Origin of the sequence: Streptomyces aureus (assembly GCF_001418135.1) — a bacterium.
In the GTDB taxonomy this organism is placed as follows: Bacteria; Actinomycetota; Actinomycetes; order Streptomycetales; family Streptomycetaceae; genus Streptomyces; species Streptomyces aureus_A.
Genome location: NZ_LIPQ01000385.1, coordinates 1 through 13,203, shown reverse-complemented (window position 1 = coordinate 13,203; position 13,203 = coordinate 1). Strand labels below are relative to the sequence as shown.

Genomic DNA, 13,203 nt, shown 5'->3' with positions numbered 1-13,203 from the left:
CCTCGTCCGCGCGGACGAGGGCCGTGACCGATTCGAGGAAGGCGGGCAGCGGGAGCTCGGGAAGGGCCAGGCGCCGCGCGGAGCGGGCGAACCGCTCGCCGTTGGCCTCCGGACGGAACGTCCAGACCGATCCGTCCGCGTGCCGGTAGGCCTTCATCCCCTCGAAGATCTCCTGCGCGTAGTGCAGGACCGCGGCCCCCGGGTGCATGGGGATCGGGGCGAACGGAACCACCACCGCGTCGTTCCACCCGCGGTCCGCCGTCCACACCGCGCGGGCCATGTGATCGGTGAAGTACTGGCCGAACTTGGGGTCGGTGAGGATCTCGGCGCGCCGCTCGGCACTCGTGGGAGCGGGATTGGGCTGAAGCGTGAACCGCAGACTCATCGCGGGGGACCTCTCGGTGGGCGCTCGGTAACGGCGCGTGCGTACTCCATGATGACTGACGGCTCGGGCACCGTAACGACCGACTGCCCGACCACGCAAGAGAGTTGGGACGCGGCGGAAGGCGATGCCCAAGGCGCCGGGGGCGGGGGTCACCGGTGCCGTCCTCGCCGGGATCGAGGTGCCGCGCACCTCGCCGGTACCCGACGACGACCGAGCGGGGACCCCCGCCACCCACGTCAGGCCCGCTGCTCCCGCTCTCGCTCCCACGCCTCCGCGAACATCTCGTGCAGCGGGGCCGTCGGCAGCAACCGTACGAACGGGGAGCGGAGCTGGTTGCCCCACATCGGGCGCACCCGGTGGCTCGCCAGCTTCACCTTCTCCAGGGGGAGGTGCGGGGACTTCAGCTCGGTCCACTCGCCGGGCAGGAACAGGGTCCGGCCCGCCCGCGCCCGCTTGGCCTCGATGACCACGCCGGTGGCGAGGAGTTCCGCCCGGACCTCCGCGTGCCGCTTGGTCGTCCAGCCGTTCCACCTGCGTACGTTCCGGTCGGTGGGGGCGGCCAGCGTCGCGAGCTGGAGGTACAGGGCGGCAGCGTCGGTCCCGGCGCCGAACTCGTCGGCCACGCGCGCGACCAGCTCCGGGCAGGACTGCCGGGGATCCGCCTCGTACACGCCGTCCGGAACGGCTCCGGAGCCGGCCCGCAGCATCATCCGGTCGAGTCCGCCGCCGGCGAGCAGCGGTGCCACCCGGTCCAGTTCCTCCCCGAGGTCGGTGGTCCCGCGGACCCGGCGCCACACTTCGGGGTCGGCGGCCTCGGCGGGCCGCAGGAAGGCGTTGCCGCCGGGTGCGCACACCACCAGGGGGCCGGAGTCGTACGCCGTCATGGCCGGCATCTCGCCCTCCTCCTTCCGGCGGTCGAGGGACACGGGCAGCGTCGCGGGCCCGAACCGCTCGGCGATCCGCGCCGAGGTGTCCTGGACCCGCCCGCCGGGCAGCTCGACGAGGAGCTCCGGACGGTTCAGCTCGGCCCGCAGCCGCTCGTGGAGGGCCGTCGCGCCGGCCGTCGCGGGGTCGCCGACGGGCCGGTCGGTCCACGCCCAGACCAGTGCGCTCGCGATCTGCTCGATCGCGAGGCCGACCGGGGTGCCGTAGGGCAGCTCGGGTCCCGCCGGAGGCAGGGCCCTCACCTCCACGCCCAGGCCGTACCGGGGCGCCGCGAGGTCCCAGCCGACCGCGGGTACCGTCGTGTCCTCGGCGGCCTCGTAGCCGCCCGCGAGGCGTCGTGCCCACACCTCGGAGAGGCCGAGGTCGGCCTCCAGGCTGTCGGCCGCCTCGTCGTGCACGGCGGGCAGCCCGCCGATCCGCTGCCGCCACACGTCCGCCATCCGCTCCACGGCCGCGTCGACGCCGCCGGGCCGCCACAGCTCGGCCGGGTCGTCGGGCAGCGCGGCCGCGAGGACGGCCCTCCGGCCGGCTCCGCCGAGACGCGCGCGGAGCTTCTCGTAGGCCTCGGCCGTCATCGGGCTGGCCTTGTACGGCGCCTTGCGTGCGAGGGCGCGGCCCTCGTCCCGGTCGGCGCGGCCGACGAGACCGGCGACCACGAGCCGGGCCACGGGGCGGCGTACGCCCGTCAGCGCGGCGAACCGCGCCGCGGCCGACTCCGGTACGGGGAGGGGGCCATGGGCGTCGATCGCCGCGAGGAGGGCCCGCAGCCGGGCCGCGTCGTCCCGGTCCACCCGGACGAGCCGGGCGTCGGCGACCGCCGCCGGCACGGGGTCGTCGTCCGTCGCGCCGCTGGCGGGGGCGACGAACCAGCAGGCCTGCCCGGCGTCCCACCGCGCGGCGGACGCCACGGCGGTCCCGCCCTGCCTCAGCCCGTCCAGGGGCCCCGCCCCGGGCGTGCGGCCGACCCACCACCGGCCGCCCTCGCGGGCGAACGGCTGGTCGGCCCAGGTCTCCAGGAGCGCGCGCAGGGCGGCCCGCTCCGGGTCCGGGGTCGGTGCGACCGCCGCGCGCCAGGCGACGGCGTCGATCGCGCCGAGCAGCTGCGACCAGTCGTGCGGCAGGGCGGGCGGGGAGAGCCGCCGGACCTCCTCCACGATCGTCCCGGCCAGGCAGGCGCCGTCGGCGGCGAGCGCGCTGAGGGTCGCGGGCTGGGCGACGTCCCGGCTCCGCCGCCAGGTGTCGTCCTTCCCGTCCACGACGAGACCGCACAGCGCGGGCATCAGCTCGGTGTCCGGCACCGCGCGGCTCGGCAGGACGGGCGGCGCCTCGGCGAGCAGGGTGACGCGCCGGTGCAGGGCGCGCCGCCGCCGCTCCACGCGGGCGGCGCGCTCGGCCACCGCGACGACGGCCTCGACCAGGACCGGGGCGGTGAGTTCGGGCAACTCCCGTGCCACGGCGGCACGCAGCGCCTCCGCGCCGTCGAGGGCGGCGGCCAGGAGGGTGTCGGCCGTCGTCTGTTCCACGGTCCGCAGCGCCTTGGAACCGGCTGTGTCCCGGGTCCGCAGCAGGTACCAGAAGGCGGGCGGCAGGGCCACGCCGTGGGACGCGGTGGCGCGGCGGACCGGCTTCACGCGCGGATGGGTGGGCGAGTGGTGGCCGTCCAGCTCCCACAGCAGGACGCCGTCGGCGGCGTACGCGCGCACGCCCGTGCGGGTCTGCGCCTCGGCGAGGACGACGTCCTCCACGGCGCCCTCCGGCGCCGCCCAGAGTCCCCAGGGCTCCTGTCCGGGCCGGTCGATGTCGAAGCGGGCCTTGCGGCCGTCGATGCTCTCCAGGAGGTAGTGGTCCGGCGCGTTGTCGCGGTAGCGGGTGCGGTACAGCACCCGGGTGCCGACGAGTCCGTCCCGGCTGCCCAGCGGGGAATCGGTCATGCCGGCGGGCAGCGGCGCGAGGTGCAGCGCCTCACTGGCCAGGGTCTTGTCCGCCTCGGACGGCTCCAGGGCCGGATCGGTGCTCGCGAGGCGGCCCGGGAAGTCGGGCAGCGGCGTCGCGCCCTGCCGCTCGCCGGTGACCGGGTCGACGACCTCCCACGGCCGTCGCCCGTAGACGGCGTTGGTCCAGATCCGGGTGCCGTCGCCGAGCTGCAGCTCCTCCCGGTCGATGCCCTCCGTGCCGCCGGGCCGGGTCACCCGGAGGCCGCCGTGCCGCCCGCCTCCGTCGGCGGTCTCGAACTGGAAGCCGTACGCCCCGTCCAGGCTGCCGCCGAAGGGCACCAGGCCGCCCTGCTCCTCCGGGGTGAACGGCTCCTCGGGGCGGTCGGCCCAGACGGCGGTGTCGCAGTAGTACGGGCTCGGCTTGAGGCTCCAGCTGACGAGGAACGAACCACCGACGTAGTGGACGGCGAACATGGTCGCGTCCTCCGGCACCGTGAACCGGCAGGAGCCGCGCACCCCGTCCGGGGCGACGGCGACGGCGCGGTCGCGCCCGAAGACGGTGAGCACGGGCCAGGTGCTGGTCACCCCGGCCACGCCGGGGAGTCCGGCGGCACCGATCGCGTCGACCGCGCTGAGCTCGTCGGCCGCACGGAGCCCGTCGGCCGCGGCGAGCGGGGCGGCCCCGGCGAGCGGTTCGGTTGCGGTGAGCGGGGCGGCCGCGCCTTCCGTCTCCGGCTTTCCGGCCGCGTCGACGCCGTCGGCCGCGAACTCCTCGTACACGGCCTCGAGCGCGGGCCAGGCGAGTTCCTCCGGCAGGCCGGCCGCGAGCGAGCGCCGCAGCGCGCCGCCGGCGGACGCGCCCGCGAGGGCGTCGCCGATCCCGCCGAGCGCCGTCACCGTCGGCCGGTCGAGGAGGGTCTCCAGCTCGGCGACGGACTCCTCGGCGCCCGCCATGCCGCCGCCCCCGACGACGTCGACGAGCTTGCCGACCCGTACGGCTACCTCGTGGGCGATGCCCTCGTTGCCGGGGAGCATTGTCACGGCCGATCCGGGCTTGCGGGCGGGTGCTCCGTACCAGTTTGGCTTCAGACGGGCGTGCACGGTGCCTTCGAGGCGCGGGCCGAACACGGGGTCGGCGGCGAGGGCGGTGAGGTCCCGCCGGGACCGCTCGCCCCAGAAGCGCATCCGGGTCTCGGGGCCGGGGTCGACGACGGTGACCCCGGCGGCCAGGCAGGCGTCCAGGACGTCGGCGTCGAAGCCCTGGTAGTGGTGGCGGGTGGTGTGCACGGTCACGGCGTCGCCCGCGGCCCGCAGCCGCGGCCCGAGCCTGCCCACGAGGTCGAGGAACTCGGACGGCAGCTGCTGGCGCGTGACTCCGCCGCCGGACGCGCGCGTGTACTGGTACATGTGGACGAAGTGGCCGACCCAGTGGTGCAGTCCGCCCTCCGGGACGAGCCGTCCGGCTTCCATCGCCTCCGTGGCGCCGCACCCGATCAGCACCCGCAGCCAGGCCCCGCCGTCGGTGACGCTCTCGGGGAAGACCTCGACGAGTCCGGCGGCGATCCCGTCCGTCGGCGGGTGAGCCGTCAGGACCGGCTCGGCGCCGACGAGAAGGGCGTCCGGCACGGACTTCTTCCGGGTGACCGACAGAATCTCGCCGACCACGCGCGCGACCTCGTCGTCCCCGTGCCCGGCGGCCTTGGCGGAGGCCCGGACGCGGCGCACGAGGTCGGCCGGGAGATCGGCCTTCGACCCGGCCCAGGCGGTCAGGAACGCACCGAGCGCGGCATACGCCTCGACGGGTGCGAGCGATTCGGCGAGGAACTTCTGGTGTGCCCCGAACTCCTTGGCGGGCATGGCCCCGCCACGGGCGAACAACAGCCCGTTGGCGCGCCGGTAGGCCGGGTCCACGGCCAGCCCGTGCTCGGCCTCGGCGGCCCGCGCGGCCACGTAGGCCCGGCCGCCGGGGCGGCTCCCGTATCCGATCAGCCGATGCCCGACGGTGTCCCAGAACCACGGCAGGTGCGCGATGGGCAGCTGCCGCGCCCGCCACGCCATGGCGTCGACGAACGCGCCGGGCTTCGTCCACGACCGGTTCAGCTCGGCCCCCATGGCCTCGTTGAGGTCGCGGGCCGCCGCGGCGGCGTCCGGGTCGTGGGCGGCGACCCAGTCGGCGTACGTGGTCGAGACGTGCGTGCTGCCCTTGGCGGGTACCAGGGCTTCGAGCGAGGCGATCATGACTGGATCGTCGCACGCACCACTGACAGGCCCGAAGCAGCGGGGTGTTCACCGCCGGAACGGGGGTGGACCTTCGCACGTCCCCACCGGGACGGGGGCGCACCTCCGAAAGTCCCCACCGGAACGGGTGCACCACCGAACCGGCTCCCGCGGGAGCAGCCTCACCGACCGCCCGCCCCCTCCGGCCCGCCGCACAGCCAGTGACCGCCCGTGGTGGTCCAGCCGGTCAGCCGGCGCGTGCGGCCGGTTCGGTGGAGGGTTCGGCGGCGTTTCCCCCAGGGGTGGGAGACGTTCGTTCTGGGAGCGCTCTCAGAGGGTGGGGGCTACAGATATCCTGATCCGCACAGGAACGCACACCGCACGCGGACACCCAGCCCCACCCACGCAGCCGAGGAGCGCACGCCTTGCCCGAGCAGACCACGGGACCCCGCCCCACGCTGGAAGCCGTCGCCGCCCGCGCCGGCGTCTCCCGCGCCACGGCCTCGCGGGTCGTCAACGGGGGCGCGGGCGTACGGCCTCCGCTGGTCGAGAAGGTACGCAGGGCGGTCGACGAGCTCGGTTACGTGCCCAATCACGCGGCCCGCACGCTGGTCACCCGGCGCAACGGCGCGGTGGCGGTGATCATCGCGGAGCCCGAGTTCCGGATCTTCTCGGACCCGTTCTTCGAGCAGCAGGTACGGGGCATCAGCCGGGAGCTGACCGCGCACGACGCCCAGCTGGTGCTGCTGTGGGTGGAGGGTCCGGGGGATCACGACCGGATCGCCCGCTATCTCGGGGGCGGGCACGTCGACGGCGCGCTGGCCTTCTCGCTGCACAACGACGACGCGCTGCCGGCCGTCATCGACCGGACCCGCATCCCGGTGGTGTACGGCGGGCGGCCGGCTCCCGGGACGAGTCCGGCCGTGCCGTTCGTCGACTGCGACAACCGCGGGGGCGCCCGTGAGGCGGTGCGGCACCTGGTGGATCTCGGCCGCCGGAACATCGCCCACATCTCCGGTCCGGACGACCAGACGTCCGCGATCGACCGCCTCCACGGCTATCGCGACGTTCTGATCGACGCCGATCCCACCCTGCTGTCCCGGGGCGACTTCACCGAGGAGAGCGGCGCCCGTGCGATGGCGGAGCTGCTCGACCGGCGGCCCGACGTCGACGCCGTGTTCGTGGCCAACGACCTGATGGCCTCGGGTGCGTTGCTGACGCTGCGCGAGCGTGGCGTGCGGGTGCCGGAGGACGTGGCGGTCGTCGGCTTCGACGACATGGCCTCGGTGGTGCGCAGGACGTCCCCTTCCCTGACCACCGTGCACCAGGACATCGAGGACATGGGCCGGCTGATGGTGAAGCTCCTGATGCGACTGCTCGACGGGACCGGGCCCGCGTCCCCCGCGTCCGTCATCACCCCGACGTCGCTCGTGCTCCGCGACTCGGCCTGAACCGGAGGACGGGGAGCGCGGGAGCGCACGGGACGGCGGGCCGGGTGAGGAGGAACCCGGCCCGCCGTTCCGTTCTCCGAGGAACTCGGACGGTCAGTCGTACGGGATGACCACCACCGACCGGTCCGTGCCCGTCTGGACGCGCGAGTCGCCGTTGCCGATCGCGCTCCAGACCTCCAGGCGCACCGTGCCGCCCGTCAGGTTGCCGAGGGTTCCGGTGGCGGACTTGAGGCCGCGGGACTGGGCGTACTCCTCCCAGCCGGTCACCGGGTCGGTGGCGAAGTAGTGGTACGTCTCCGTCCGTTCGAAGGTGCCGTCACCGGTGAGGTCGTAGCTGATCCGGGCCTGCTGGCCGAGGCCGACGGCCGTGCCGGCGTCGATCTGGAGGCGGAAGGCGGTGGAACCGCCCGCCCTCAGGGTGCCGTTGACTCCCCTGGCCGTGTAGACGACCGGCCGGTTGGGGGTGCCGTCGTAGTTGCCGCCCTGGGCGGAGAGGACGGTGTCACTGCCCGCCGTGGCTCCGGTGGCCGTGGTGAGCGCGCCGCCCGTGCGGAGCTGGAAGGTGTTGCCGGTGGACGGCCCCGGGCCCGGGTCGGGATCGGTACCGCCCGCCCCCGTGCCGGTGGCGGTGGAACGTGCGGGCACGGAGAGGGACTTGCCGTCGGAGAAGGTGACGGTACGGGCGGTGGCGCCGTGGTTGTGGGCGACGTACGTCCGCGTGCTGCCCTTGGTGAGGACGGCGGAGGTGGGGATGGATCCGGTGACCGTCGCGTCGGGGGCGCCGAGCGTGTCGAGTGCGGTGAGCCAGTGGTAGGTGTGGGCCTTGGACTCCCCCGCCTCCGGGGTGTATCCGGCATGGCCCGCGTCCCACTTGGCCTTGGCCGCGGCCGGGTCGGCGAAGGACTGGAACTCCCAGAGGATGTCGCGCCATTCGACGGCGGGGCCGGGGTTCTCCCGTTCCATCTCGGCGATGTTGCGGCGGACGGCGTCCTTGTGGCCGCCGAGGTGGAGTGAACCACCGGTCACCGGGAGGACGTTGATGCCGTGGATCTCCTCGGGGTTGGCGGTCCACCAGGTGGCGTAGGCGGCTCCGCTGCCCCAGACCATGCCGGCGGTGTCGTGCTGGAAGGCGCCGGGGAAGACCTGCTGGTCGGCGTCGAACCAGTACTGGGCGATGGCCTCTCCCTCGGTGGTCAGCAAGTACGTCCCGAGGTCGCGGAGTTGGGTGTTGCCGGTGGCGGAGCCCCAGAGGACGAGTGCGGCACTGAGGTTGGTCGACTCGGAGGAGGACTCCTGGTTGTTGCCGGCGGCGAAGCCCTGATGTCCGCTGGCCCAGCTGTGTCCGGCGTACACGTCGAAGCCGCGGAGGAACGGGAAGGCGGTGTCGGTGCGGCTGGGGTTGGCGGTGTCGCGGACCAGGGTCTTCACCATCGCACCCCAGGCGGAGTCCGCGGCCCAGCCCGCGTCGTACTGGGCGACGATCGCGGCGGCGTACACGTAGTAGCCGTAGTGGAAGTGGTGGTCGTTGAGTTCGGTGTCGCTGCCGTACGAGGCGGGGTAGCCGGTGAGGGTCTTCCAGGCCGTGTCGTACGAGAACTCGTTGGCGCCGCCGGCCGTGAACCAGTCCTGGAGCCGGCCCTTGATCTGGCCGAGGAGCTTGTCGCGGAGCGCGGTCTCGCCGATCTGGTCGGCGAGCGGCACCAGTTGGGCGAGCTTGCCGAGGGCCTTGCCGGTCCAGTAGGTGTCGACGGCCCCGGAGAACGGGTCGGCGGAGTTCGCGACCTCGTTCAGATAGCCGCGCAGGCGGGCGGTGTCGACGCCGCTGCCGCCCGGCAGTCCGGGCAGGGTGGCGGCCGCCTTCTGGCTGGTGGTGAACGAGGCCGACTCCCGGACCTTCATGGTGCCGCGGGGTGACACGTAGGTGTACGGGGTGAGCGGGTCGGTGGTGTGCAGCCACTGGTGGCGGTAGAGCGCCTGGAGGGTGCCGCGCTCGGTGCCCTCCTTCGCCTCGGTGGTGAGGGCGTAGGTGGCGCGGACGGTGCCGGCGTCGTAGCTCCAGTTCACGGTGGATCCGGTGACGAAGCTGTAGGCGTACTTGCGGTAGGTGGCGAGCGCGTCGGTGGAGGGCAGGACGGCGACGGAGAAGTAGTCCTTGCCGCCGAGCCCCGCGGTGACGCTGGAGCCGGAGACGGTCCAGTCGGTGCCGCTGGGTGCGAAGAGCGCGTAGTGGTGCCCCGCGACGGTGATGCCGAGGACGTTGCCCTGGTCGGCGAAGACGGCGGGCGTGCCGGCGGTGGTGATCCTGGCGTCGCCGCCGGTGCCCTTGGCGTACACGAAGGGCATGCCGTGGCCGATGGTGGTGCGCAGGGTGCGGGCGCCGTCGGACCAGTAGGGGGTGACGGTCCAGTCGGACCAGGCGTCGGCCTTGGTGTCGGGCGAGTTGAGCCCGGTGAGGCCGAGGGTGAGGTCGGCCTTGTGGGCGAACTCGTACTGGCGCCCGTCGCCGACGACGGCGGGGGTGGTCGGGTAGCCGAGCTCCAGGCCGCCGGCGACGGCCTGGTAGGTGAGCGGGTGGCCGTACATGGGAGTGGAGTACGGGTTGTCCCCGTAGCGCTGGAAGGCGAGGGAGGACCACCAGTCGTTGGTGGGGACCGGCTTGCCCTGGGCGGCGGCGGTGACCTTGGGGGTGACCGGGGCGCCGGTGTTGGTGGTGGGGCCGGATGTTCCGGCGGGGCGGGTGTCGGAGTAGCTTCCGGCGCCCGTGGGGACGGTGGCCGCTGCCGCCGGGGCGGCGGCGGGGCCGAGTCCCAGGGCGGCGAGGGCGGAGACCAGGACCAGCGCGGCGGCCGGCCTTGTGCGGGGGGCTGGCATGTACGGCACCTCATGTCGTTCGCGACGAGTGGGGCACGGCGGGGACACGTGGGGAGAGGGATACGTGGGAGAGGGGATACGCCGGGAGAGGGGACGATCTCGCGGTGGACGCCTGGGCGAACACCGCGAGAGAGCGCTCTCAAGACGCCGGAAACGTAAAACCGCCGAAACACGTGTGTCAAGAGATTGAACACAGGCCGGACTTGACGGCTCATCCCGTCCGTTACGCCTTCGAGCCTTGACGGATGGGCTCCACCCCAGGCACGCTCCCCCCGCACGCTTGAGAGCGCTCTCAGTTCGCTCTCGCTCGTTCCGGAGCCAAGGGAGGCTTCCCATGCCCATCGCCCGAGCCGCCGTCACGACCACAGCCGCCAGGAGAGCCGTCGTCCGCCTGGGGGCGGTCGCGCTCACCGGGGCCCTGCTCGCCGCCTGCGGAGGTGCGTCGGACGACACGTCCACCGACGGCGCGGGAGGCGAGGTCACCATCACCGTCGACCTGTTCGGCTCCTTCGGGTACAAGGAGGCCGGACTCTACGCCGAGTACGAGAAGCTCCACCCCGGTGTCACCATCAAGCAGACGGACACCGAGGACGAGGCCGACTACTGGAAGTCCCTCCAGACCCGGCTCGCCGGTGGGGCCGGACTCGCCGACGTGCAGGGCATCGAGGTGGGCCGGATCGCCTCCGTCACCCAGCAGCAGGCCGACCGGTTCGAGGACCTCAGGAAGTACGGCGCGGAAGCCCTCAAGGACCAGTTCGCCCCGGCGAAGTGGGCCGCCGCCAGTGGCAAGGGCGGCGAGGTCCTCGGCCTCGGCACCGACGTCGGTCCCGAGGCGATGTGCTACCGCACCGACCTCTTCAAGCAGGCCGGGCTCCCCACCGACCGCGCGGAGCTGGCCAGGAAGTGGTCCACCTGGGACGGCTACCTGGCCCTCGGGAAGCAGTACAAGGCGAAGGCCCCCGGCAAGAGCGCCTGGCTCGACAGCGTCGGCAGCCTCTACTCGATCATGATCGGGCAGCAGAAGGAGCGGTACTACGACGCCTCCGGAAAGCTGATCTGGGAGGAGAACCCCGCCCTGCGCGCCGCCTGGGACCACTCCGTCCAGGCGGCCCAGGACGGGCTGAGCGCCAAGCTCGACCAGTGGTCGCCGCAGTGGAACCAGGCCTTCGCGGCCGGGTCCTTCGCCACCATCCCGTGCCCCGCCTGGATGCTCGGCTACATCAAGGGCCAGGCCGGTGAGGCCGGCAAGGGCAAGTGGGACGTCGCCACGCTCCCCGGCGGCGCCGGCAACTGGGGCGGCTCCTACCTGGCGGTGCCCAAGGCGGCGAAGCACAAGAAGGAGGCGTACGAGCTGGTGAAGTGGCTCACCGCCCCCGAGCAGCAGACGAAGCTCTTCCAGAAGCAGGGCAACTTCCCCTCCGCCACGGGCGCGATCGAGAAGGTCGCCGGCGCGAAGGACCCGTTCTTCTCCGACGCCCCCATCGGGCAGATCTTCGGTGACGCGGCGAAAGCGGCCCCGGTGCAGGTGCTCGGCGTGCACGACCAGAACATCGCGCAGCAGATCACGAACGCGCTGAGCGAGGTCGAGCGGAAGGGGACCTCGCCGGAGAAGGCCTGGTCGAACGCGAAGAAGGGGGTCGCGAACACCGTCGGCTGACCTCCGCCGCCGGATCCCGCCTCTCCACGTCTCCTCCCACTTCTCCGAAGGGCCGCGCCGTGACCCTCACCGCATCCGAGACGCCGGCCCCGCCGAAGCCGGTCCCGCCGCCCGCGCGGCGGGGGTCCGCCCGGCGGGCCTGGCAGTCGTTCTCGCCGTACGCCTACCTCGCCCCGTTCTTCACCCTGTTCGTCGCCTTCGGGCTCTTCCCGCTGCTCTACACGGCCTTCGTCTCGCTCTACCGGGTGGAGCTCCAGACTCCCGGCGACATGGAGTGGCGCGGCCTCGGCAACTACACCGCGCTCTTCCGCGACGAGTACTTCTGGCTCTCGCTGCGCAACACGTTCACCATCGGTGTGCTCTCCACCGTGCCGCAGCTCGTCATGGCCCTCGGACTCGCGCATCTGCTGAACTACAGGATGCGCGGCCGCACCTTCCTGCGGACCGCTGTCCTCCTGCCGTACGCGACGTCGGTGGCGGCCGCCACCCTCGTCTTCGCCCAGCTCTTCGGGCGGGACTTCGGTCTGATCAACTACGCGCTCGGCCTGGTCGGCGTCGACCCCGTCGACTGGCAGAACGGCACGGTCGCCTCGCAGATCGCCGTCTCGACGGTCGTCATCTGGCGCTGGACCGGCTACAACGCGCTGATCTACCTGGCCGGCATGCAGTCGATCCCCCATGAGCTGTACGAGGCCGCAGCGATGGACGGGGCCTCGCGGTGGCGCCAGTTCTTCCACGTCACGCTGCCGGGGCTGCGGCCCACGATCCTGTTCACCGTCATCGTCTCGACGATCGGCGCGACCCAGCTGTTCGGCGAGCCGCTGCTCCTCGAAGGGTCCATCTCTGGCGGCATCTCGCACCAGTACCAGACGCTCGGCCTGTACATGTACGAGCAGGGCTGGGGCTTCTTCCACCTGGGCCGGGCCGCCGCCATCGCCTGGGTGATGTTCCTGCTCATCGTGGTGCTCGTCGGGGTCAACGCCCTGATCGCGCGCCGCCGTTCCCGCAAGGAGGCCGGCCGATGACCGCGCCCGGTTCCACCCTGACGCGAGGCCCCTCCCGGGCGGGCCGCACGCCCGGCTCCACCGTGGCACGAGGCCCTTCCCGGGCCGGCCGCACCCTGCACGCGGGCCCGCTCGCGTACGGGATACTCGTCGTCGCCGTCCTGTTCTCCGCGTTCCCCTTCTACTGGACGATCGTCGCGGCGAGCCGCTCCAACGCCGACCTGGCGAAGGTGCCGCCGACGCTGCTGCCGGGACCGAACCTGATCCGCAACTTCGAGGCGGTCCTCGAAGAGGCGGACATCGGCAAGGCACTGCTCAACTCCCTCATCGTGTCCGGCTCGATCACCCTCGGCACCGTGCTCTGCTGCACGCTCGCCGGTTTCGCCTTCGCCAAGCTCCGCTTCCGGGGCCGCGGCGCGCTGCTGGCGATCACGATCGGCACCATGATGATCCCGCCACAGCTGGGCGTGATCCCGCTGTTCATGCTGATCGCCGAGCTGGGCTGGGTGAACCAGCTGCAGGCGGTGATCCTGCCGGGCCTGGTGTCCGCGTTCGGGGTGTTCTTCATGCGCCAGTACCTGGTGCAGACGCTGCCGGACGAGCTGATCGAGGCGGCGCGGGTCGACGGCGCGTCCACCGCCCGCATCTTCTGGTCGATCGTGGTGCCGATCGCCCGGCCCGGCATGGCCGTCCTGGGCCTGCTGACCTTCATGGCCGCCTGGAACGACTTCTTCTGGCC

6 protein-coding genes and 1 pseudogene are annotated in these 13,203 nt (G+C 73.1%); 4 read left to right on the top strand and 3 right to left on the bottom strand.

Going from position 1 to position 13,203, the window contains the following annotated elements; genetic code table 11:
- Positions 1-385 (bottom strand): annotated as a pseudogene (locus AOK00_RS28265) (branched chain amino acid aminotransferase); the annotation flags it as partial.
- Between the two features lie 236 nt (positions 386-621).
- Positions 622-5,502, bottom strand: coding sequence for a hypothetical protein (locus tag AOK00_RS28260; RefSeq protein WP_055603082.1), 4,881 nt, complete (start codon positions 5,500-5,502; stop codon positions 622-624).
- A 404-nt stretch (positions 5,503-5,906) separates the two neighbouring features.
- On the opposite strand from AOK00_RS28260, the gene AOK00_RS28255 reads away from it, so the two are divergent.
- On the top strand, positions 5,907-6,932 hold the full coding sequence (locus AOK00_RS28255) for a LacI family DNA-binding transcriptional regulator (protein ID WP_055603081.1): 1,026 nt from the start codon (positions 5,907-5,909) through the stop codon (positions 6,930-6,932).
- Between the two features lie 93 nt (positions 6,933-7,025).
- On the opposite strand, the gene AOK00_RS28250 is transcribed toward AOK00_RS28255, so the two are convergent.
- On the bottom strand, positions 7,026-9,803 hold the full coding sequence (locus tag AOK00_RS28250; protein ID WP_055603083.1) for a glycosyl hydrolase: 2,778 nt from the start codon (positions 9,801-9,803) through the stop codon (positions 7,026-7,028).
- A 334-nt stretch (positions 9,804-10,137) separates the two neighbouring features.
- On the opposite strand from AOK00_RS28250, the gene AOK00_RS28245 reads away from it, so the two are divergent.
- From AOK00_RS28245 to AOK00_RS28235, 3 genes are all read left to right on the top strand, one after another.
- Positions 10,138-11,460: an ABC transporter substrate-binding protein gene (locus AOK00_RS28245; protein ID WP_055603080.1), complete on the top strand. Its 1,323-nt coding sequence runs from the start codon at positions 10,138-10,140 to the stop codon at positions 11,458-11,460.
- Positions 11,461-11,519: 59 nt separating this feature from the next.
- Positions 11,520-12,485: a carbohydrate ABC transporter permease gene (locus AOK00_RS28240; RefSeq protein WP_055603079.1), complete on the top strand. Its 966-nt coding sequence runs from the start codon at positions 11,520-11,522 to the stop codon at positions 12,483-12,485.
- The coding region (locus AOK00_RS28235; RefSeq protein ID WP_055603078.1) for a carbohydrate ABC transporter permease at positions 12,482-13,203 on the top strand (722 nt) is incomplete at its 3' end. The genes AOK00_RS28240 and AOK00_RS28235, both read left to right, overlap by 4 nt.